The sequence below is a fragment of the Mannheimia cairinae genome, assembly GCF_028649535.1.
In the GTDB taxonomy this organism is placed as follows: Bacteria; Pseudomonadota; Gammaproteobacteria; order Enterobacterales; family Pasteurellaceae; genus Mannheimia; species Mannheimia cairinae.
In genome coordinates this window covers 72937-95503 of record NZ_JAQSJE010000008.1, presented here as the reverse complement: position 1 = coordinate 95503, position 22567 = coordinate 72937, and the positions used below count along the sequence as shown (strand labels likewise).

At 38.6% G+C, this 22567-nt stretch carries 17 protein-coding genes; 14 read left to right on the top strand and 3 right to left on the bottom strand.

Annotation, left to right across the window (positions count from 1 at the left end):
• Positions 1 to 68: 68 nt before the first annotated feature.
• Positions 69 to 1730 carry a sensor histidine kinase gene (locus tag PTQ27_RS08330; protein ID WP_273748111.1) on the top strand — a complete coding sequence of 554 codons (1662 nt, stop codon included), beginning with the start codon at positions 69 to 71 and terminating at the stop codon, positions 1728 to 1730.
• Positions 1727 to 2317, top strand: coding sequence for a response regulator (locus PTQ27_RS08325; RefSeq protein WP_273748110.1), 591 nt, complete (start codon positions 1727 to 1729; stop codon positions 2315 to 2317). Before PTQ27_RS08330 ends, PTQ27_RS08325 begins: the two co-directional genes overlap by 4 nt.
• Positions 2318 to 2358: 41 nt before the next feature.
• Here the strand turns inward: PTQ27_RS08325 and ttcA are convergent, their stop codons facing one another.
• Entirely contained in the window at positions 2359 to 3297 is a 939-nt protein-coding gene (gene ttcA / locus PTQ27_RS08320) for a tRNA 2-thiocytidine(32) synthetase TtcA (RefSeq protein WP_273748109.1), read from the bottom strand.
• 64 nt (positions 3298 to 3361) lie between these two features.
• Positions 3362 to 4075 carry a bifunctional 2-polyprenyl-6-hydroxyphenol methylase/3-demethylubiquinol 3-O-methyltransferase UbiG gene (gene ubiG, locus PTQ27_RS08315; protein ID WP_273748108.1) on the bottom strand — a complete coding sequence of 238 codons (714 nt, stop codon included), beginning with the start codon at positions 4073 to 4075 and terminating at the stop codon, positions 3362 to 3364.
• A gap of 63 nt (positions 4076 to 4138) precedes the next feature.
• On the opposite strand from ubiG, the gene PTQ27_RS08310 reads away from it, so the two are divergent.
• The 8 genes from PTQ27_RS08310 to PTQ27_RS08275 all read left to right on the top strand — a co-directional run bounded on the left by PTQ27_RS08310 (position 4139) and on the right by PTQ27_RS08275 (position 13930).
• On the top strand, positions 4139 to 4519 hold the full coding sequence (locus tag PTQ27_RS08310; protein ID WP_273748107.1) for a pyrimidine dimer DNA glycosylase/endonuclease V: 381 nt from the start codon (positions 4139 to 4141) through the stop codon (positions 4517 to 4519).
• Between the two features lie 110 nt (positions 4520 to 4629).
• A complete protein-coding gene (gyrA, locus tag PTQ27_RS08305; protein ID WP_273748106.1) occupies positions 4630 to 7317 on the top strand; it encodes a DNA topoisomerase (ATP-hydrolyzing) subunit A in 2688 nt (895 codons plus the stop codon).
• 246 nt (positions 7318 to 7563) lie between these two features.
• Positions 7564 to 7845: a BrnT family toxin gene (locus tag PTQ27_RS08300; protein WP_273748105.1), complete on the top strand. Its 282-nt coding sequence runs from the start codon at positions 7564 to 7566 to the stop codon at positions 7843 to 7845.
• A complete protein-coding gene (locus PTQ27_RS08295) occupies positions 7817 to 8095 on the top strand; it encodes a BrnA antitoxin family protein (protein ID WP_273748104.1) in 279 nt (92 codons plus the stop codon). Before PTQ27_RS08300 ends, PTQ27_RS08295 begins: the two co-directional genes overlap by 29 nt.
• A 75-nt stretch (positions 8096 to 8170) precedes the next feature.
• Positions 8171 to 10102: an ABC transporter ATP-binding protein gene (locus tag PTQ27_RS08290; RefSeq protein ID WP_273748103.1), complete on the top strand. Its 1932-nt coding sequence runs from the start codon at positions 8171 to 8173 to the stop codon at positions 10100 to 10102.
• Between the two features lie 45 nt (positions 10103 to 10147).
• The gene (gene tcdA, locus PTQ27_RS08285) at positions 10148 to 10912 is read left to right on the top strand and encodes a tRNA cyclic N6-threonylcarbamoyladenosine(37) synthase TcdA (protein WP_273748102.1); all 765 of its coding nucleotides are present in this window, start codon (positions 10148 to 10150) and stop codon (positions 10910 to 10912) included.
• Positions 10913 to 10983: 71 nt separating this feature from the next.
• Positions 10984 to 12351, top strand: a complete 1368-nt coding sequence (ppnN, locus tag PTQ27_RS08280; RefSeq protein WP_273748101.1) for a nucleotide 5'-monophosphate nucleosidase PpnN — start codon at positions 10984 to 10986, stop codon at positions 12349 to 12351.
• A gap of 22 nt (positions 12352 to 12373) precedes the next feature.
• Positions 12374 to 13930 carry a DUF2813 domain-containing protein gene (locus PTQ27_RS08275; RefSeq protein WP_273748100.1) on the top strand — a complete coding sequence of 519 codons (1557 nt, stop codon included), beginning with the start codon at positions 12374 to 12376 and terminating at the stop codon, positions 13928 to 13930.
• Between the two features lie 71 nt (positions 13931 to 14001).
• Here PTQ27_RS08275 and pepA read toward each other — a convergent pair whose 3' ends face one another.
• The gene (gene pepA, locus PTQ27_RS08270; protein ID WP_273748099.1) at positions 14002 to 15495 is read right to left on the bottom strand and encodes a leucyl aminopeptidase; all 1494 of its coding nucleotides are present in this window, start codon (positions 15493 to 15495) and stop codon (positions 14002 to 14004) included.
• A 234-nt stretch (positions 15496 to 15729) separates the two neighbouring features.
• Here pepA and PTQ27_RS08265 point away from each other — a divergent pair, with 234 nt between their 5' ends.
• From PTQ27_RS08265 to dnaE, 4 genes are all read left to right on the top strand, one after another.
• Entirely contained in the window at positions 15730 to 16515 is a 786-nt protein-coding gene (locus PTQ27_RS08265) for a hypothetical protein (RefSeq protein WP_273748098.1), read from the top strand.
• Positions 16516 to 16704: 189 nt separating this feature from the next.
• Positions 16705 to 17814, top strand: coding sequence for an LPS export ABC transporter permease LptF (lptF, locus tag PTQ27_RS08260; RefSeq protein ID WP_273748097.1), 1110 nt, complete (start codon positions 16705 to 16707; stop codon positions 17812 to 17814).
• On the top strand, positions 17814 to 18911 hold the full coding sequence (lptG, locus tag PTQ27_RS08255) for an LPS export ABC transporter permease LptG (RefSeq protein ID WP_273748096.1): 1098 nt from the start codon (positions 17814 to 17816) through the stop codon (positions 18909 to 18911). The genes lptF and lptG overlap by 1 nt, the downstream gene beginning before the upstream one ends.
• Positions 18912 to 19053: 142 nt before the next feature.
• Positions 19054 to 22530: a DNA polymerase III subunit alpha gene (dnaE, locus tag PTQ27_RS08250; RefSeq protein ID WP_273748095.1), complete on the top strand. Its 3477-nt coding sequence runs from the start codon at positions 19054 to 19056 to the stop codon at positions 22528 to 22530.
• Positions 22531 to 22567: the final 37 nt, after the last annotated feature.

The window sequence follows — 22567 nt, the reverse complement described above, 5'->3', positions numbered from 1 at the left end:
ATTAGGATAAAACTTTTCCAAATCTAACTTCTAATTTGCATATAATCGAGTTTATTAAGGAATTTATAATGAAAAGACTCGTTTTTTTATTACTACTATATAGCTCTTCTATATCTGCAGAAATTTGGCAAATTGGCATTCTCTCACAGCGAGGAGATAGCTACACTCGTACGTACTGGCAGCCTTGGGTAGATTGGTTAAATGAGCAGTTTGTTGATGAGCGTTTTGAACTTGTTCCATTACCTTTAGGTGAGGCAAGTCGGCATTCAGATCTTGATTTTCTACTTACTAACCAATCTCAATTTTTTTATTTGAATAATCAAGATGTTCGTTGGCTTGCAACGCTGACAAGTCCCTATGCAACCAATAGTGAGTATGGTTCGGTAGGAAGTGCAATTTGGGTAAATGCGAATAGCCCTTATCAAAAATTAACGGATCTGAGAAAAAAGAGATTAAGCGCAGTAGAAAATGATGCTTTTGGTGGTTTTTTAATTGGTCTTTATCAACTCCATCAAGCAGGAATGAGGCAGAATCGTGATTTTAGTGTCCATTTTACAGGCTTTCCAGTAGATAATACGCTTCATCTATTAGCACAAAGAGAAGTTGATGCGGCAATAGCGCCTGTCTGCTTGCTAGAAGAACTGGTAAAGGAAGGCAAATTAGTACGTTCAGATTTCCGTTTGCTTTCGCCTAAAAATAGTCATTTACCGTGTGGTAGCAGTAGTGAACTTTTACCGAACTGGACACTGGCAGCAATGGAAAATGTGCCTAATACGCTAGCTGTACAACTGACTAACCATTTATTAAATTCACAGACTGAGCATTTACCTCGTTGGACACCTCCATTTTCTTCTTTTAAAGCTGATCTTATCTTAAGAGAGCTTTATCGCCATCCACAGCAAAAAAGTTTATGGAGAACGGTGCAGGATTGGATTTTATTGAACAAATTTGGAATTCTAGCGGTGGTTGCATTTATTTTGCTTAATCTAGCTGTACTACGTTATCAAATTTACCGCAAAAGTAAGGCCTTAAACCTTGCTCATCGAGAAATGCAGCAATATCAACAGGAATTAGTTCAAGCCGATCGTTTGGCATTATTAGGGGAAATGAGTACTGGCTTTGCTCATGAACTGAAGCAACCTCTTTCAGCTATTCGGATGTATGCTGAAGGCCTAAAATCACAGAGCCAAGATACGTATCAACGATTGATTTTAGATAAGCTGATTATGCAAGTCGACCGTAGTACAAAAACAATGCAAACTATTCGTGATTGGGTAAAGAATCGGCCAAGTAGTGAGCCTCAATTAGTTGTTTTAAATGAATTAATTGTAAAAGTCATTGAGTTTGTAACGGTAGAAAATCGGAAAAATGCACAAATCCAGCTTTTATCTGAACAACGCTATACGCTTAAATTAAATACAACAGTATTGGAACAGGTGCTAACAAATTGCTTGCTTAATGCTTTACAAGCGGGTTCAAGTAGAATTAAGGTTCGCCTACAAGCGGTCGGAAATGAGCTAAAAATTACTATTGAAGACAATGGTGGCGGTTTTTCTCAAACTCAGTTAGATTTCCCATTTATGCCATTTCGAACAGATAAGCCTCAAGGTTTAGGGCTGGGATTAGTATTGTGTCAGCGCTTAATGCAATCCTTAAACGGGCGTATTGAGCTAGCGAATGGGGAATTTGGGGCAAAGATTACATTAACATTACCAATGGAAACATTATGATTATTCATATTCTTGATGATGAAGAAACTATTTTAGATGCAATGTCTTTTCTGCTTGCTCCACTCGAACTGAAAATCCACACTTGGGAAAATAGTGTAGTATTTCTAGAAGAGGCTGATTTATATCAGCATGGTATGGTGCTATTAGATATGAGAATGCCATATTTAGATGGCAGTCAAGTGCATCAAAAATTACGAGAGCTACAATCTACCCTATCGGTAGTTATTATGACAGCTCATGGTGATGTGCCGATGGCAGTGGCAGAATTAAAAAATGGTGCAATTGATTTTCTAGAAAAACCAGTCACTTTTGATAAACTCAAACAGGTAATTAAGCAAGCCGATTTAGCCAGCCAACAAGCGGTTAGAATTCACCAGATTTTGCAAAATTACAAATGTTTAACTGAAAAAGAAAAAGCGGTTGTTCCGCATATTATGCAAGGACTTACGAATAAACAAATTGCAGATAAATTAGCTGTTTCTATTCGTACAGTGGAAGTACACCGTGCGGCAGTAATGGGAAAGATGCAAGCAGAAAGTTTAGCTGGGTTAGTGCAAAAGATTAGTGAATTACAAAATAGGGTATAGCTACTTATCCTGTAGCTATACCTTTTATTTTTCATTTTTAGTTAACTTACTGCCTTAAACTGAATGACTCCAGCTTCAGTAAAGTTATTGTCGTCTTCTTCATCTAAGAAAGTTTTAGCTTCAATTTTAACATCGTCAAATGCGGTGTCGCCTTCAATGCCGTCCAGTTTTTGTCCGTGTTTAATGCCTTTAAAATCAAATAGATTTGGGTCGCATAAATGAGATGGCACAATATCTTGTAAGGCACTAAACATTGTTTCTAAACGGCCAGGGTATTGGCGATCCCAAGTGTTTAGCATCTCTTTAACCACTTGGCGTTGTAGGTTAGGTTGCGAGCCACACAAGTTGCACGGAATAATAGGGAACTGTTTTGCCTCGGCATATTTGATAATGTCTTTTTCTTTGCAATAAGCCAGAGGGCGAATAACAATTTGCTTGCCATCGTCAGAAATCAGTTTTGGTGGCATACTTTTCATTTTACCGCCGTAGAACATATTTAAGAATAAGGTGGCTAACATATCATCACGGTGGTGCCCGAGAGCTATTTTGGTCGCACCAAGCTCTGTTGCAGTGCGATATAAAATACCACGACGCAAACGAGAGCAGAGCGAGCAAGTGGTTTTACCTTCCGGAATTTTCTCTTTTACGATGCCGTAAGTATTTTCTTCCACAATTTTATATTCCACCCCGATGCTGTCTAAATAGCGAGGCAACACATCTTCAGGAAAGCCCGGTTGTTTTTGGTCTAAATTTACTGCTACCACGCTGAAATTAACCGGAGCACTTTGTTGTAAATTGAGAAGAATATCTAATAAGGTGTAGCTATCTTTACCGCCAGAAAGGCAAACCATTACTCGGTCGCCTTCTTCAATCATTCCAAAATCAGCAATCGCATTACCGACATTACGGCGTAAACGTTTTTGTAACTTATTGAAATTGTAAGTGATTTTTTTATCTTGTTGTTGGATATCGTCAGTCATAAATATTATCAAAAGCCTTAATAATTAAGCGGTGTATAGTAAAGATTTCATCGCTTTTTGCAAGTTAATTATTGATGTTAAGAGTGGCTATATAGTTGCAACTTACATCATTATTCAGCCAGAATTTTTCCGTTAATGGATTGAAATGATAGCCTTTCATTTCTTGGCAACGTAAATCGGCTTGGTCGCACCAGGCTAATAGCTCAGCAGGTTTAATAAATTTTTCAAACTCGTGTGTGCCTTTTGGTAACATTTTTAGCACATATTCTGCTCCGATAATCACTAGCATATAGGCTTTAAAGGTGCGGTTAATGGTCGAGAAAAATAACACACCGTCAGGTTTTAGTAAGGCTTTGCAACTTTGAATAATGGAAAGTGGATCGGGCACGTGTTCCAGCATTTCCATACAGGTAATAACGTCGAATTTTTCGCCATTGCAAGCGGTCGTTTTTTCTAAAAAGTTTTCAATGGTTGTTTGTTGATAATCAATTTCCAACCCACTTTCTTTGGCGTGTTGTTTGGCAATTTCAAGTGGTTGAGAAGTCATATCAATGCCGGTAACAATCGCCCCTTGTTTTGCCATAGCTTCACTTAAAATACCGCCGCCACAGCCGACATCTAATACTTTTTTGCCGAATAAACCGTTCGATTTTTCTAAAATATAGGCTAAACGTAATGGATTTAGCAGATGAATTGGCTTAAAACTACCGTTTGGATCCCACCACGTTTGTGCCATTTTTTCAAATTTTGTGATTTCTTGTTGATCAACGTTTTGCATAAGTTATTCCTATGATAAATTTAGTTGCTACTATAACGCATTTAGCCTAAAAGGAAAAATAGAATGACTCGAATTAACCTTGTCCCGCCTGCTGAATTATGTGATCAACATTTGCTGGCAGAACATCGAGAATTGACTCGTATTCCCAATGCGGTTGCTAAGGGGAAATTTAGCTTAAAAGGGCAACCTGAGGATTATAAATTAGGGGAAGGGCACGTCCGTTTTTTCTTTAATAAACTCACTTTTTTGAAAAAACGTTATGATTTATTACACGAAGAGTGCTTGGCTCGAGGTTTTAATGTGCAATATTTTTGGACAGAGAGTTTACCAACCGAACCTTTACTTTGGCTGGATTATGAACCAACTGAAACCGCATTGAAAGCAAACCGAGAGAGAATTGCAATAAGAATGCCAGCAAAACCGCGTTTTACAGAAAGAAAATAACCGCTTGTTCGCCCTTTTTATTACTTTTTATGCTATACTTTCGAAGATTTTTCGCCTTATTTTGCCATAATGGTTTAAGGCACTTTTACCAATAAAATTAGGAAATTTCAATGAGCGAATTAGCCAAAGATATTATTCCCGTAAGTATTGAGGACGAATTAAAAACCTCTTACCTTGATTATGCGATGTCGGTTATTGTTGGGCGTGCGTTGCCTGATGTTCGAGACGGTTTAAAACCCGTTCACCGCCGTGTGCTTTTCTCAATGGATCAAAACAGCAATACCTATAACAAACCGCACGTAAAATCAGCTCGTGTGGTGGGTGATGTAATCGGTAAATACCACCCGCACGGAGACTCAGCCGTTTACGACACTATTGTGCGTATGGCTCAGCCATTCTCGCTACGTTATATGCTGGTTGATGGTCAAGGTAACTTTGGTTCTATCGATGGCGATGCACCTGCGGCAATGCGTTATACCGAAGTGCGTATGCAAAAAATTACTCAGGAATTATTAACCGATCTTGATAAAGAAACGGTGGATTTCTCGCCAAACTATGACGGCAAAGAGATGATTCCTGATGTGTTACCAACAAAAATCCCCGCGTTATTAGTAAACGGTTCATCGGGTATTGCGGTTGGTATGGCAACTAATATTCCACCACATAACTTAGGTGAAGTATTAGACGGCTGTTTAGCTTATATTGAAAATGAAAATATTAGCGTTGAAGAGTTAATGCAATATATCCCAGGCCCAGACTTCCCAACAGGGGCGATTATTAATGGTCGTAAAGGGATTGAAGATGCTTACCGTTCTGGCCGTGGTAAAGTCTATGTGCGTGCTAAAGCGAGCGTTGAAACCACAGACAAAGGACGTGAGCAAATTGTAGTTACGGAATTACCTTACCAAGTTAATAAAGCAAAACTTATCGAAAAAATTGCCGAATTAGTTAAAGACAAAAAAATCGAGGGTATTAGCAAAATTGACGATTATTCCGATAAAAAAGGGATTTCGATTGTTATTGAGGTCAAACGTGATGCCGTAGGCGAAGTGGTATTAAATCACTTATATTCACTTACTCAAATGCAGGTAACTTTTGGTATCAATATGGTGGCATTAGATAACGGTCAGCCAAAAGTTTTAAATTTACGCCAAATTATTGAAGCATTCGTTAAACACCGCCGTGAAGTGGTGACTCGCCGTACTATTTTTGAATTACGCAAAGCTCGTGAACGTGCTCATATTTTAGAAGGTTTGGCGATTGCATTAGCTAATATCGACCCAGTTATCGAACTTATTCGTGCCTCAAAAACCGCAGAAGAGGCTCGTGAAGGTTTATTGGCTCGCCCTTGGTCATTAGGCAATGTTGCCCCAATGCTTGAGGCAGCTGGTGTAGATGCTTCTCGCCCTGAAGATTTACCGGCAAATTTAGGCGTGCGTGATGGCGAATATTACTTATCTGAAGCTCAAGCTCGTGCAATTTTAGAATTACGCTTACACCGCTTAACAGGCTTAGAGCACGAAAAAATTGTTGATGAATACAAAGAATTATTAACAGAAATCGCCGCATTATTACATATCTTAAATAGTGCAGATCGCTTAATGGAAGTGATTCGTGAAGAGTTAGAGTTAGTGAAAACAAACTTTAACGATGAACGTCGCACTGAAATTACCGCCGCTTCTAGCGACATTAATCTTGAAGATTTAATTGCTCAAGAAGATGTTGTGGTTACTCTTTCTCACGCAGGTTATGTGAAATATCAACCATTATCTGACTACGAAGCACAACGTCGTGGCGGTAAAGGTAAGTCGGCAACTAAGATGAAAGAAGATGATTTCATCGAAAAACTCTTAGTGGCAAATACACACGATACGATTCTTTGCTTCTCTAGCCGTGGCCGTTTATATCAATTAAAAGTATATCAATTACCACAAGCCAGCCGTGGAGCAAGAGGCACACCGATTGTGAACATCTTGCCATTAGTGAAAGAAGAAAACGAACGCATTACTGCAATTCTTCCAATTCCAAATGGCGAATTTAGTGCAGATAAATTTATCTTTATGGCAACCGCAAGCGGTGTGGTGAAAAAAGTGGCTTTAGATGCCTTTAGTAACGTGCGTTCAAGCGGTCTAATTGCATTAAAACTTCGCGAAGGCGACGAGCTAATTGGGGTAGATATTACCAATGGCGAAAGCGAGATTATGCTATTCTCGGCACAAGGTCGAGTAGTTCGCTTTGCAGAAAAAGCGGTTCGTGCAATGGGTAGAACCGCAACAGGTGTACGAGGTATTAAACTTTCTACTACAGAAATTTCAAGCGAGGAAATTGAAGAGGCAGAAATCATTGAGATTGAAAATGAGGAAGCGGAAGATACTTCAAGCATCAGCCTAGAGACCGACCGTGTAGTTTCACTTGTGATTCCGCATACTGAAGGCGATATTTTAACCGTTACCCAAAACGGTTACGGTAAACGGACTGTAATTGGCGAATACCCAGTGAAATCTCGTGCAACCAAAGGTGTGGTTTCTATTAAAGTGAACGAACGAAACGGCAAAGTGGTTGCTGCAGTTCAAGTGGAAGAAGCAGACCAAATTATGTTGATTACCGATGCCGGAACTCTCGTTCGCACACGTGTGGCGGAAGTTAGCCTAGTCGGTCGAAACACCCAAGGCGTTCGCATTATCCGCACCGCAGAAGATGAACACGTAGTAAGTTTAGAACGTGTCTGCGAACCGGAAGAAGATGAAAACGAAACTGGCGAAACGCTAGAAACCGTAGAAACTTCAACTGAAGAATAATCTTAACGAAACAAGCGGTCGTTTTTTCATAAAGTTTTGCAATGTGCAAAAAAATAAAGAAAAAACGGCCGCTTGCTATTTTTCTAAATCCAACCTATTTTTGCGAACTACCTCGAAAATCCTTATGTTAATTAATGCTGAATATCTGAATTTGTAATAGGCTAATATCTTGAAGTTTATTTTTGTAACAACAAAAAATATTGATTTCAGAAAACCAGGGTGTTATAAATTTAGAGACTCAGCTTTATGGAACTAGAATATGATGAGCAAAAAAGTGAGAAAAATCGAATAGAACGAGGGTTACCTTTTTCTATGGTAAAAGATTTTGAGTTCGATACTGCTTTTATTCAACAAGATTTACGGTATGAATATAATGAAATAAGGTATCGGGCATTAGGTTTCATCGGTATGCGGCTATATGCTGTCGTCTTTTGTTTTAGAGATAAAGCCGTGAGAGTTATAAGCTTTAGAAAAGCCAATACAAGAGAGGTTACACTCTATGAGCAAAACAAAACATTCATTAGTTGAGAATGAAAATCCAGAATGGACACAAAAAGATATAGATAATGCACTGCGTTTAGAAGAAATGCCTTCTCAATTACAATCATTAGTTTTGGAGTCAAAGGCAAAAAAGCGGGGCAGACCCATAAGCAATGATAAAAAAGTGAGTGTTACAATTCGTTATTCAGCATCAGTGATTGAGGCATTTAAAGCGACAGGTAAAGGCTGGCAGACAAGAATGAACCAAGTTTTGGAAGATTATATTTCTCAGCATTAATCATCGTTATTAGCAATAATTTCTGCCCGAAATCTGCTAAAATCTCCTTAAATTTCTATTTTATCAGAGAACACTATGGCATTACTCAATTTATCCAACGCCTATTTGGGCTTTGGCGATCATCCTTTATTAGATCATACAGAATTACATATCGAACCAAACGAGCGAGTGTGCTTGGTAGGCCGTAATGGGGCGGGGAAATCGACCTTGATGAAAGTGTTAGCGGGCGAAATCCAGTTAGACGATGGTAAGCTGATTTTTGAAAAAGATATTGTGGTTACTCGTCTTGAACAAGACCCTCCACGTCATATTCAAGATACGGTTTTTGATTATGTGGCGGAAGGCATTGCTCATTTAAGTGATTTATTGAAACAGTATCATCATATTTCGCAACAAATGCTGACCGATTATAGCGATGAATTATTGGCGAAATTATCCAGCGTGCAAGCACAGCTTGAGCATAATAACGGCTGGCAGTTTGAAAACCGTATTCAAGACACCTTGAAATTACTTGAGCTTGACCCTGAAAAACGCTTATGCGAATTATCGGGCGGTTGGGTTCGCCGTGCAGCCCTTGCTCGTGCATTGGTGGCAGATCCTGATATTCTATTATTAGATGAGCCGACCAACCATTTAGATGTGGAGGCGATTACTTGGTTGGAAGATTTGCTGATGAACTTTAAAGGTTCGATAATCTTTATTTCGCACGACCGTTCTTTTATCCGCAAAATGGCGACTCGCATTGTCGATCTTGATCGTGGAAAATTGGTTTCTTACCCGAGCAATTACGATAAATATTTAGAAGAAAAAGCGGAAGATTTGCGTGTAGAAGCCCTACAAAATGAGCTATTTGATAAAAAACTGGCGCAAGAAGAAGTGTGGATTCGTCAAGGAATTAAAGCTCGACGTACTCGTAATGAAGGGCGTGTGCGTGCATTGAAAAAATTGCGTGAAGAACGTCGTAATCGCCGAGAAGTGCAAGGTACAGCGAAAATTCAGCTCGACCAAACCGCAAGAAGTGGCAAAATCGTGTTTGATATTGAAAATGCAAGCTATGAAGTAGCTGGTAAAGTCTTGCTTAAAAACTTTACCGCAACGATTCAGCGTGGCGATAAAATTGCTTTGGTTGGCCCGAATGGTTGCGGAAAAACCACCTTTATCAAATTATTGTTAGGCGAATTGCAACCAACTTCAGGCAAAATCCATTGTGGTACGAAATTAGAAGTGGCTTATTTTGACCAATATCGTGCCGAATTAGATTTGGAAAAAACAGTAATGGATAACGTGGCTGATGGCAAACAAGATGTGGAAATCAACGGCGTAAAACGCCACGTGCTTGGTTATTTGCAAGATTTCCTATTCCCACCAAAACGGGCCATGACTCCAGTTAAAGCTTTATCAGGTGGGGAACGTAACCGCTTGTTATTGGCAAAATTATTGCTTAAACCGAATAATTTATTGATTCTGGACGAACCGACCAATGATTTAGATGTAGAAACCTTAGAATTATTGGAAGAGATGTTGGCGGATTATCAAGGCACCTTACTGATCGTGAGCCACGACCGTCAATTTATCGACAACACCGTGGAAGAGTGCTATTTCTTTGAAGGCGACGGTGTGCTGAATAAATATATTGGTGGCTATTTTGATGCGAAACAGCAACAAGAAAATTATCACACCACACTTTCGGCAAATATGCAAAATGTTAGCCAAAAACAACCGCTTGTAGAGGAAAAACCAAAGCAAGACAAGCCAAAAACTGAGGCGAAAAAGGTCAAGCTATCTTACAAAGATCAACGTGAACTTGAAGAACTTCCAGCCAAAATGGAAGCCTTAGAAGCGGAAATTGAAGCTTTGCAAGCCGAGGTTAATAGTGCCGATTTCTTTGCCAAAGATCAGAGCTATACTCAAGCAAAACTGCAACAATTAGCAGATGCCGAACTTGCATTAGAACAGGCATTTGAACGTTGGGAAGAATTGGAAAATATAAAAAACGGGAAGAGTTAACTGTAGGGGCGAATTATATTCGCCCTAAATAAATACGAAAAAGATATGACAGAAAGATTAGATAACTACGAACAACGTTTTGGCGGCATTGGCCGCCTTTATACACCTGAAGGGTTAGAAAAACTTCGCCGTTCACATATTTGTGTGATTGGTATTGGTGGTGTGGGTTCTTGGGCGGTTGAAGCACTTGCCCGTTCGGGCATTGGCAAAATTACGATGATTGATATGGATGATATTTGTGTAACGAATATTAACCGTCAGATTCACGCAATGTCTGGGCAAATTGGTAAATTAAAAACCGAGGCAATGCAAGAACGTATCGCATTGATTAATCCTGAATGTAAGGTGGAAATTATTGATGATTTTATTACGGCCGAGAACATTCCTGATTATTTGAACCGTGGTTATGATTATGTGATTGATGCGATTGATTCGGTCAAAACCAAAGCCGCCCTTATTGCTTATTGCAAGCGAAATAAAATCAAATTGATTACCACGGGTGGAGCAGGTGGGCAGACCGATCCAACTCAAATTCAAATTGCTGATTTAAGTAAAACAATTCAAGACCCACTGGCATCAAAAGTGCGTTCATTGTTACGTAAAGAGTATAACTTTAGCCAAAATCCAAAACGCAAATTTGGTATTGATTGTGTGTTTTCCACTCAGCCACTGATTTTTCCAAAAATGAGCGATGGTTGCGAGGTTTCTGCAACAATGAACTGTGCCAATGGTTTTGGGGCAGTAACAATGGTAACCGCCACTTTTGGTTTTTTTACGGTCAGTCGTGTAATAGATAAATTGCTAAAATAGGCCACAAATGATAATTTAAGATGCAAGCGGGTATTTTTTATTAACTTTTTGCAAGAAACGAGGGGATAGATATGGCAATACAAAGAATTAATCCGAAAGGTAGTATGGAACAGCTTTCTCATTTAGAAATGCAGTTATTAGCTAAAAATACGCAAGGAAATTTATATCAGCTTTATCGAAATTGCTCGTTAGCAGTATTAAATTCGGGTGTGCATACCGATGATAGCCGAGCGTTGTTAAATCAATATCCTGACTTTGAAATTAAGTTATTAACCCGAGAAAAAGGGGTATCGCTTGAACTGCATAATCCGCCAGCAAGTGCTTTTGTTGATGGTAAAATGATCTTGAATATTCAATATCATATGTTTGCAGTGTTGAGAGATATTATCTTTGTGAATGCTTTAAAAAATGCGATTCAGCCAATCGAACAATCTTCTTTTACTGCACTAACTACCCATACGGTATTTTCGATTTTACGTAATGCTGATGCTGTTGAGATGAATACAGATCCAAATTTAGTGGTATGTTGGGGTGGGCATTCAATTAATGAAGTTGAATACCAATATTGCCGTTCAGTTGGTCAAGAATTTGGGCTGCGAGAGCTAAATATTGTAACTGGCTGTGGAGCCGGTGTAATGGAAGCACCAATGAAGGGGGCTGCCATTGGGCACGCTAATCAACGTTATAAGAACGGACGTTTTATCGGTATTACAGAGCCTTCCATTATTGCTTCTGAACCACCGAATCCTATTGTAAATGAGCTGGTGATTATGCCAGATATTGAAAAACGATTAGAGGCTTTTGTGCGTTTAGGGCACGCAATAGTTGTCTTCCCAGGTGGGCCAGGTACATTAGAGGAATTGCTTTATATTATTGGTATTAAGTTAAATCCAGCCAATAATGTTCAGAAAGTACCGCTTATTTTAACTGCACCAAAAGAGTCTGCCGAGTATTTTTATGCGATTGATAAATTTATTGGCGAAACACTAGGTGAAGAAGCTCGTAACTTATATGAAATAGTGATTGATGATCCTGTATTAGTTGCTCGTAAGGTTAAGCAGGCGATGGTTGAAGTTAAAAATAATCGTTATCATAATAGTGATGCTTATAATTTTAACTGGTCGTTAAAAATTGAAGAAGATTTTATTAAACCTTTTATTCCAACGCACGAAAGTATGGCGAATTTAGATTTAAGTTTATCTCAGCCAAAAGAGCAGTTGGCCGCTAATTTACGTCGGGTTTTCTCAGGCATTGTTGCAGGTAATATTAAACCGGAAACCGCAGATTTAATTGATAAATTGGGCGTGTTTAAATTACAAGGCGACCCTGCATTAATGGAAAATATTGATAAATTATTAGAGAGCTTTATTGTTCAGCATCGAATGAAATTACCAACAGGAGAAGCGTATCAACCTTGCTATGAGATTGTAAAAAATTAACATAGTTACAATGTGAGGGATTATGTATCTAAAGCAGATTGAGATTTCAGGTTTTCGAGGGATTAATCATCTATTGTTTCCATTAAGACCAAATATGGTGTTAATTGGGGAAAATGCTTGGGGGAAATCAAGTTTAATTGATGCACTAAGTGTGATTTTTAATCTGGAAAATGAACTGTATCAATTTAGTTTAAAAGACTTTCATATCCAATATGCCCACACACCTAAGCAGGTGCAAGATATTAATTTAGTATTTACTTTTTCTGAAGAGTGTACGAATGAACATTTAGCAGAAAAATTCTCTCCTTATCTTGCACTGCTTTCGCCTTGTGAAAATAAATTCCACCAATTATCGTTAAAAGTAAGTGGAAAATTGGCACAAGATAAAGTCATCACAGAATATCATTTTGTAGATCAATTTCTTAAACCTATTGAAATAGCTGATGCTGATCAACTTATTAAGCAATTTATTCGCCATCATTCAGTGTATCGTCTGCGAGATGCACGTTTAAATAAACGTGTACATAATGAATTGCTGTTAAATAACGTTCATTTAGCTCATCAGGGTGAATTTCAAAGTGAATTAAACGCTCTTTCTTCGCTTCTAAAATATTACTTTTTGACTGCACAAAGCCGTACCTTAATGAAAACCAGTATGCAAGATACGAGTTTATGGTGGGAAAAAGTAAAATCATTATGCCTACGCTTAAGACAAAATGATGAATTAGCTCTTATTGTTCAGCAGCATATTTCAGATCTTTTTATTTTTAATCAAGATGGAAAAGAAATAGAAAAACCGATTATCTTATTTGAAGATCTGAATGCCCAATTACACCCTAGAATGGTAGCGATTTTTTGGGAGTTATTGAGCTTATTACCAAGTCAGCGGATTACAACTACAAATTCCATAGAGCTAGTTTCACAAGTGCCATTAACCGAAATTTGTAAGTTAGTGCGTTATGAAGATCGCACTGAGGCTTATTTATTAGAGAGAAACACTTTAGGTAAGGAAGATTTAAGAAAGCTAACATTCCATATTCATCATAACCGAGGGTTGGCACTGTTTGCTCGAGCGTGGATTTTAGTTGAAGGCGAAACAGAGGTTTGGATTTTAAGTGAGCTGGCAAAGTTACTTGATATTAATCTTGAAATGGAAGGCATAAAAATTGTAGGGTTTGCCCAATGTGGGTTACGTCCATTAATTAAATATGCCAGAGCAATGGGGATTGAGTGGTATGTGCTAACTGATGGCGATGAAGCCGGGCAACGCTATTCACAAACAGTTAAAAGTATGGAAGATAATTTTGAAGCACATTTAACAGCTTTACCACAGAAAGATATAGAACATTTCTTTTATAAAGCAGGGTTACGGAATGTATTTGTGCGTTTAGCAAATTGGCGTTCGCAAGAAAAATTCCCAGTTTCTTATATTATTAAGCGAGCAATACAAAAAACATCAAAGCCAGATCTTGCGATTGCATTATCTAATGAAATGCGTAATAGAGGTGAGAATTCAGTCCCTAAGTTATTTAAAAAGTTATTTGCTGATGTATTAGCATTAGTGAATAGAGAGCGATGAATAAAAGCACAAGCGGTTAAATTTATCGAATATTTTGCAAATATTTAGTGAAATTTAACCGCTTGTTATTGCTAGTTTTGGGCTTTATTAATCAAGAACTGGCTGAGCAATGAAACAGGGCGGCCTGTTGCACCTTTTGCCGCTCCAGATTTCCAAGCTGTTCCAGCAATATCTAAATGTGCCCAAGTATATTTCTTAGTAAAATTCGATAAGAATTGCCCTGCAGTAATTGCCCCACCTAAACGTCCGCCAATGTTGGCTAAATCTGCAAAGTTTGACTTAAGCTGTTCTTGGTATTCTTCGCCTAGTGGTAAACGCCACGCTTTATCATTGGCTTGTTGTGCAGCATTTAATAACTCTTGAGCTAGCTCATTATTAGGCGACATCAAACCGCTATTATGGTTGCCCAATGCGATCATACAAGCTCCAGTAAGAGTGGCAATATCAATCACTAATTCAGGCTCGAAGCGTTCTACATAAGTGAGGGTATCACACAATACTAAACGACCTTCAGCATCGGTATTTAGCACTTCGACGGTTAAGCCGTTCATTGTGGTCAAAATATCACCCGGGCGGTAGGCCTTGCCATCTACAGCATTTTCACAACCGGCTAAAACACCGATAACATTAAGCGGTAATTGCATTTCTGCAATCGCTTTCATTGTGCCGTAAACACTTGCCGCACCACACATATCATATTTCATTTCATCCATTGCTTCTGAAGGCTTGATAGATAAACCACCAGAGTCAAAAGTCAGCCCTTTTCCGACTAATACGATAGGTTTTGCATTTGTATTTGGGCTACCTTTATACTCAATCACAGAAAGAAAAGCTTCATTTTCAGAGGCACGAGAAACGGCTAAATAGGCATTCATTCCTAATTCTGCCATTTGAGCTTCATTAATTACCCTTGTTGTTACATTTTCATATTCCGTATCTAAACCTTTTGCTAATTCAGATAAATATTTAGGGGTACATACGTTTGGCGGGCAATTTGCAACATCTTTAGCATAAGATATGCCTAATGAAATTGCTTTTCCGTGTTCTAAAGCTTGAGTTACTTCCTCAATCTGATTAGTAGCATTAAAAGTTATTTGACGTAATACTTGGTGATTTTCAGGTTTGATGCTTTTAAATTCATCATAGTTGTATTGGTTTTCATAGATTGCTTCTATAGCAAAGCGAATATTCCAGTAAGTAGAACGATTTTTAAGTGCTAATTCTGTTAGAAAATAAACAGCGTTAGTCGAGCCAGTTTCATTAATCACTTGAATTGTTTTTTGGATAATCTGTTTGTATTGGCGTTCAGTTAGTTGCTCTTCTTGTTTACCACAACCTACTAATAACACTCTTTTAGCTGAGATATTTGCTACATTATGCAGTAATAATGTTTGACCGATTTTTCCATTTAAATCACCCTGTGCAAATAAATGGCTAATATAGCCATCACTTAATTTATCAAGTTGTTCTGCACTGGCGGAAAGTTGGTTAGATTCATAAATGCCTACAACCACACAGTCTGTTTGTTGTTTTTCGATATTGCTATTTTCGACACAAAATTCCATTGTTTATCCTTTTATTTGTAAGCGTTAGAGGGCATTAAATTAACAGATTTTTAAACTTAAAAACAAGTAAAAAGGCGGGTAATATTCAGCATTAAGATAAATTTTAAGCATATAATGAGAGTATTTGAAATATTTTAGATTTTTATTGTCTAATGAATCATTCATATTTGTCTTTTAAGAGGCTTACTTTATACTAATGCGTACTTAATAGATGGAAAAACGGAGAAGCAAACGATGCAGTTTTTAAGAAAAGCGTTTATAGCCGCTATAGTTGGATTATTTATACAAGGCTTAGCCTTGGCTAATAGTGATACTCAGATTAGCCGTTATGAACAAGCTAAATTGCGTTTATCTTATGAAGGCGATGTTGGTAATCTTTTACAGCAATTATCACAACGTTTAAAAGTGGGCTTTATTGCTTATGATGTTGATATTTCACGTAAAGTTTCTATTCAAAATAAAGCCGAGACCACGATTAAAGCTATTAATGAACAAATAACATCACAGTTAGCTGATGCAGATGTACGTTTTGAAAATATTGGTAATCGCTTATTTATTATTATCTCAGCAAAAGATGGTGAGCCCTTACTTCAGAATGTGTCAGAAACTCAATTTGTCGGAGATATTGTATTTGAAGGAGAAGAGGCTGCGACGACAACACCTCCTCAGCTACAAAATATTTTTGATATAGCAACAGACGAAGCGTTATTAGCAAAGGCAAAAGATAAAAAAGCACCTCAATATAAAATCACCACGAAAGAGCGTTTGGCTTTAAAAAATATTCGAGTTACTGCATTAGGTACTTTTTTAATTTTTGAGAGCGATGTAGATGCAACAAAATTTACAGTAAAAGGCAAGTTTGAAGATATGGCTCAAGGCGAGAATATTGTTGCAATTCTTCATCAACAAGGTGATGCACCAAGTAAGATTGAAATTGAAAATGCGGAAGGTAAGAAGTTAGTACTAGAGGCACAAAAGGCAGCATCATCTAAAACAGAAAAGAAAAAAGGGAAGAAATAGGCTCTTTTACGCACGGTTTAACCGTGCGTAATCATTTTATCAGCGTGATTTTTTGCCTTAAAAAAGGTATTATTAGCAACCTATAAATCTAAGAATAGATAATATTTGTAAATAAAAGTTAAAAAATAACCGCTTGTATTAGGGCTAAAGCCTTATTCATCATTTAAAACATAATTAGAGAAATAAACTGTGATTTTAAGCCGATATTTAACAAAAGAGATATTTAAAAGCCAAGTAGCGATTTTATTCATCTTGCTACTAATTTTCTTCTGCCAGCAATTAGTACGAGTATTGAGTTCGGCGGTAAGCGGGAAAGTGCCAACAGATTTAGTGGTAAGTTTATTAGGATTAGGTATGCCGACAATGGCACAGCTAATGTTGCCTTTATCGCTTTTTATTGCCTTACTACTAACTCTTGGTCGTTTTTATGCAGAAAGTGAAATCACGGTAATGCGAGCTTGTGGGGTTGGGCAAGGTTTATTGGTTAAAGTCGCAATGTTTTTATCGGTTTTCACAACGGCACTGGCGGTATATAACGTTTTCTGGCTAACACCTTGGGCAATTAATAAACAAAGTGAAATGTTGGCAGAAGCAAAAGCTAACCCACGTTTTGCCGCACTTTCAGCAGGGCAGTTTATGTCAGCAGGTGGCTATGTTTTATTCATTGATAATATTGAAAATAATAGTCTAAATAATATTTATGTATTCCAACCTGAGCAACAAAAGAAGAATAAACCTTCTGTTGTGGTAGCAGAAACAGGCACATTACAGGGCCTCCCAAATGGTGACCAAATTTTAACACTTGCAGAAAGTAAACGCTTTGAAGGCACACCGCAAAGCCCTGATTTTCGTATTTCACATTTTGAAAGTTACTCAGCTTATTTAGGGCATCAAGATGTGGATTCTGATGAAAAATTAGTGCAACGAGCCAATTTTTCGCAATTAATAGCAACCAATACACCAGAGGCGAGAGCTGAACTACATTGGCGTATTGCCCTTATTTTAGCCGTACCATTAATGGCATTATTAGCGGTACCAATGAGTAGTGTAAACCCACGTCAGGGCCGTTTTGCTAAATTATTGCCTGCATTATTACTCTATTTAATCTACTTCTTATTGCAAAGTTCGCTTAAATCTTCGGGGGCTTCTGGCAAATTAAATGCAGAAATTTTAATGCCGGCCGTTTCTATTTTATTCTTATTAATAGGCATTCTCTTAAATATATGGGATGGTAAATTTATGTCTAAATTACGCTATGGTTTAAGTGCTAAAAAATTAGCAAATAAGGCGGTGGCATAATGAATGTTTTCTCAATGAATATTTTAGAGCGTTATATCGGTAAAACCATTTTATCGGCAATTTTCCTTACGCTTTTTATGCTGGTGGGGTTAGGTGCCATTATTAAATTTGTGGAAGAGTTCCGTGATGTCGGACGAGGTTCTTATGATGGCTTAAAAGCCGCTTATTATACCTTTTTAACGATTCCAAGAGATGTAGAAACCTTCTTTCCAATCGCTGCATTATTAGGCTCATTATTAGGCTTAGGGAATCTTGCTAGCCGCAGTGAATTGGTGGTGATGCAAGCCTCTGGTTTTTCTCGTTTTCGCATCGGTTTAGCGGTAATGAAAACGGCATTGCCATTAGTGATTTTTACGATGGTAATTGGCGAATGGGGAGTTCCACAAACAGAACAGTTTGCCCGAAATATGCGTTCGATAGCCCAAAGTGGTGGTTCAATGCTTGCGACTAAAGATGGCTTCTGGGCAAAAGATGGTAATGCCTTTATTTATATCAATCGTATTAATAATGAAAAAAGCTTAAGCAATGTGTTAATTTATGAATTTGGCGAAGGCGAAGATAATCGTGAGCTAAAATCAATATTAAAAGCAGGGGCGGCTAAATATACAGATGAAAAAGGCTGGACGCTCTCAAAAGTAGAAAAATCTCAAGTTGGCGATAACCAAATTCAACAAGCCAAACAACCAGATCAAGCTTGGCAAACTAGTATTACTCCAAGTAAATTAGGTATTGTTTCACTTAAACCTGAGTCGCTTTCTATTTCTGGTTTAACAGATTATGTTGGCTTTTTAAAAGATACAGGGCAGGATCCAAAACGTTTTGAGATTACCTTATGGCGTAAGATTTTCCAACCGATCTCAATGGCAGTTATGATGTTGCTTGCGATCTCCTTTATTTTCGGACCATTACGTAGTAGCACAATGGGAGCGAAGATCGTAATAGGTATTGTTGCAGGCTTTATGTTCTATGTTGCCAATATCGTATTTGGTAATTTAAGCCTGATTGCAACTTGGTTGCCGGTGCCAATCGGAGCGTTAATCCCAAGCTTGCTCTGCTTAGCTATTGTTTGGTGGCTTTTAAATAAAAAGCGTGATTGATTTATGCTCCCCTCTTTAGAAAAGAGGGGCTGGGGGAGATTTGATGCGATATCATTTTTACATTAGCAGTTATCTTCCCCACAATCTTTCTTTATAAAGAAAGATGACTGACTTCACTTAACTAATTCTACTTATATTCATTATGTCTGATTGCCGTTTCGTTCATCTCAAAGTACACAGTGATTTCTCAATGATTAATGGTTTAGCCAAAGTTAAATCGCTAGTCAAAGCAGCGGCTGCCAATAATATGGTGGCTCTTGGCTTAACTGATTTCACTAACTTTTGTGGCTTAGTAAAATTTTATGGCGAAACATTAGGTTCCGGCATTAAGCCGATTATCGGGGCAGATGTTTATGTTCGAACGGAATCTGGCAGTGATGATTATTTTGAACTTACGTTATTAGCTAAAAATAACACTGGATACCACAATATTACCTTAATTCTTTCCCGAGCTTATCAGCAAGGCTATGTTGAATTTCCGTTGGTGGAACAAGAATGGCTAGCTGAATTAAACGAAGGCATTATTATTTTGTCCGGTGGCAGAATGGGCGATGTCGGCAAGGCATTATTGAAAGAAAATCTGCAAGAAGCAGAAGAAAAACTCGCTTTTTATCAGCAATATTATCCAAATCATTTTTACCTTTCGCTATGCCGTACTGGCAGACCTGATGAAGAGCGTTATATCCAACAAGCGGTCGAATTTTCACAAAAAAATGCAATTCCGCTGGTGGCGGTCAATGATGTGCTTTTCTTAAAAGAAGACGATTTCGATGCTCACGAGATTCGTGTGGCAATTCACGACAGCTTTACCTTAGATGACCCCAAACGTCCGAAAAAATACTCGCCAAAGCAATATTTCCGTAGCGAAGAAGAAATGTGCCAGCTATTTGCGGATTTACCGAGTGCATTGCAAAATACGGTAGAAATTGCCAAGCGTTGTTCAGTAACGGTGCGTTTGGGTGAATATTTCTTACCTAATTTCCCAACGGGCGATCTCTCCACCGAAGATTTTTTAGTGAAAAAATCGAAAGAAGGTTTGGAAGAACGTTTGGAATTTTTATTTCCAGATCCTGAAATCCGCAAAGAAAAACGACCAGCCTATGATGAGCGTTTGCAGATTGAGCTTGATGTAATTAACCAAATGGGTTTCCCGGGCTACTTCTTAATCGTGATGGAATTTATCCAATGGTCGAAGGATAACGATATTCCTGTTGGACCGGGTCGTGGTTCAGGGGCGGGTTCATTAGTGGCCTATGCGTTAAAAATTACCGATTTGGATCCGTTAGAATTCGATCTGCTTTTTGAACGTTTTTTAAACCCTGAACGTGTGTCAATGCCCGATTTTGACGTCGATTTCTGTATGGACGGGCGAGATCGTGTTATTGATCACGTGGCGGAAACTTATGGCCGCCAAGCGGTATCGCAAATTATTACCTTCGGCACAATGGCGGCAAAAGCGGTAATTAGAGATGTAGGACGTGTGCTTGGGCACCCCTATAGCTTTGTGGATAGAATTTCAAAACTCATTCCGCCAGACCCAGGAATGACCTTAGAAAAAGCCTTTGCCGCCGAGCCGAAACTACCTGAGTTATATGAAGCTGATGAAGAAGTAAAAGACTTAATCGATATGGCTCGTAAGCTCGAAGGTGTAACCCGTAATGCAGGTAAACACGCAGGGGGGGTGGTAATTGCCCCAACGGCGATTACCGATTTCTCTCCGCTTTATTGTGATAGCGAAGGCTTACACCCTGTTACCCATTTTGATAAAAACGATGTGGAATATGCCGGCTTAGTTAAGTTTGACTTCTTAGGACTACGCACGCTAACTATTATTAAATGGGCGTTAGAAATGATCAACGCTCGCTTAGCTCGAGAAGGCAAAGAACCGGTACGCATTGAAAGTATTCCGTTAGATGATAAAAAATCTTTCGATTTATTATTAGCCGCCAAAACCACAGCGGTATTCCAGCTGGAATCACGTGGAATGAAAGATCTGATTTCACGTTTAAAACCTGACTGCTTTGAAGATATTATCGCTTTGGTAGCCCTGTTTCGACCGGGTCCGTTAGAATCGGGAATGGTACAAAACTTTATTGACCGTAAACACGGTAAGGAAGAAGTTTCTTATCCTGATCCGCAATATCAACACGAATGTTTACAGCCGATTTTAGAGCCAACTTACGGCGTTATTGTTTACCAAGAGCAAGTAATGCAAATTGCTCAAGAACTTGCTGGCTATACGCTTGGTGGGGCGGACTTATTACGTCGTGCAATGGGTAAGAAAAAACCTGAAGAAATGGCGGCACAACGTGAAGTATTTGAAAAAGGGGCAGAAGCAAAAGGTATTGACGGTAAACTTGCTGGTCAAATTTTCGACCTTGTAGAAAAATTTGCTGGTTATGGTTTTAATAAATCTCACTCCGCTGCTTATGCTTTGGTTTCTTATCAAACATTATGGTTAAAAGCCCATTACCCTGCGGAATTTATGGCAGCGGTAATGACCTCTGAAATGGATAATACGGACAAGATCGTCGGTTTCTACGATGAATGTATCAATATGGGTTTAACCGTGGTTCCACCCGATGTTAATAGTGGTAAGCACCGCTTTAGCGTAAATGAGAAGGGTGAAATTGTTTACGGTTTAGGGGCAATTAAAGGGGTTGGAGAAGGCCCAGTCGAAGCAATTTTAGAAGCTCGAGATCAAGGCGGACGTTTTAAAGATCTATTCGATTTAACCGCCCGAGTGGATCTAAAAAAAATCAATCGCCGTACTTTTGAAAGCCTGATTATGTCTGGTGCATTTGATAAATTAGGCCCTCATCGTGCAGCATTGATGAAGAATTTAGAAGACGCTCTTAAAGCCTCCGATCAACATAGCAAAATGGAGCAGTTAGGGCAGAGTGATATGTTCGGCGTACTAACCGAAACCCCTGAAGAAGTACAAAATGCCTATGCCAATACGCCAAAATGGTCGGAGCAAACTATTTTAGATGGGGAACGAACCACGCTCGGTTTATATTTAAGTGGGCACCCTATTAGCCGATTCCTAAAAGAATTGGCCCACTATGCCCCAAATCGGCTTAATGAATTACAACCGACTTTCCGTGGGCAAATGACCACGGTTTCGGGCATTGTAATGGCATCTCGTGTAGCTGTAACCAAACGTGGAAGCCGAATTGGCATTACGACTATTGAAGATCGCTCCGGCAAGTTGGATATTACCTTATTCTCAGAAGCTCTGGATAATTTCGGGCATTTAATGCAGCAAGAACAAATTATTGTTGTCACCGGTTCTGTACAATTTGATGATTTCAGCGGCGGATTAAAAATGTCGGCAAGGGAGGTTTTATCCCTTGATGAAGCAAGAAGCCGTTATGCAAAAAGTTTGGCACTTGCGATTAAACAGGAACAACTTTCTGCAGATTTTATCAAAAAAATGACCGCTATCATTACTCCACATAAAGAAGGCACAATGCCACTGCATTTTTACTACCAAAGCCCGGAAGGGCGAGTGTTGCTAAAAGGTGGAGTCGAATGGCGAATTAGCCCAAATGAGACAATGTTTACTCAATTAAAGGAATTACTAGGCGAGAACTCGGTTGAGTTAGAGTTTGAGTAATTATAAAAAATGCTGCTAAAACAGGAGAATTTAGCAG

Excerpts from the sequence above, each read along its gene's own strand:
- PTQ27_RS08330 (WP_273748111.1), top strand. The coding sequence starts at position 69 with ATGAAAAGACTCGTTTTTTTATTACTACTATATAGCTCTTCTATATCT.
- PTQ27_RS08325 (WP_273748110.1), top strand. The coding sequence starts at position 1,727 with ATGATTATTCATATTCTTGATGATGAAGAAACTATTTTAGATGCAATG.
- ttcA (WP_273748109.1), bottom strand. The coding sequence starts at position 3,297 with ATGACTGACGATATCCAACAACAAGATAAAAAAATCACTTACAATTTC.
- ubiG (WP_273748108.1), bottom strand. The coding sequence starts at position 4,075 with ATGCAAAACGTTGATCAACAAGAAATCACAAAATTTGAAAAAATGGCA.
- PTQ27_RS08310 (WP_273748107.1), top strand. The coding sequence starts at position 4,139 with ATGACTCGAATTAACCTTGTCCCGCCTGCTGAATTATGTGATCAACAT.
- gyrA (WP_273748106.1), top strand. The coding sequence starts at position 4,630 with ATGAGCGAATTAGCCAAAGATATTATTCCCGTAAGTATTGAGGACGAA.
- PTQ27_RS08300 (WP_273748105.1), top strand. The coding sequence starts at position 7,564 with ATGGAACTAGAATATGATGAGCAAAAAAGTGAGAAAAATCGAATAGAA.
- PTQ27_RS08295 (WP_273748104.1), top strand. The coding sequence starts at position 7,817 with ATGAGCAAAACAAAACATTCATTAGTTGAGAATGAAAATCCAGAATGG.
- PTQ27_RS08290 (WP_273748103.1), top strand. The coding sequence starts at position 8,171 with ATGGCATTACTCAATTTATCCAACGCCTATTTGGGCTTTGGCGATCAT.
- tcdA (WP_273748102.1), top strand. The coding sequence starts at position 10,148 with ATGACAGAAAGATTAGATAACTACGAACAACGTTTTGGCGGCATTGGC.
- ppnN (WP_273748101.1), top strand. The coding sequence starts at position 10,984 with ATGGCAATACAAAGAATTAATCCGAAAGGTAGTATGGAACAGCTTTCT.
- PTQ27_RS08275 (WP_273748100.1), top strand. The coding sequence starts at position 12,374 with ATGTATCTAAAGCAGATTGAGATTTCAGGTTTTCGAGGGATTAATCAT.
- pepA (WP_273748099.1), bottom strand. The coding sequence starts at position 15,495 with ATGGAATTTTGTGTCGAAAATAGCAATATCGAAAAACAACAAACAGAC.
- PTQ27_RS08265 (WP_273748098.1), top strand. The coding sequence starts at position 15,730 with ATGCAGTTTTTAAGAAAAGCGTTTATAGCCGCTATAGTTGGATTATTT.
- lptG (WP_273748096.1), top strand. The coding sequence starts at position 17,814 with ATGAATGTTTTCTCAATGAATATTTTAGAGCGTTATATCGGTAAAACC.
- dnaE (WP_273748095.1), top strand. The coding sequence starts at position 19,054 with ATGTCTGATTGCCGTTTCGTTCATCTCAAAGTACACAGTGATTTCTCA.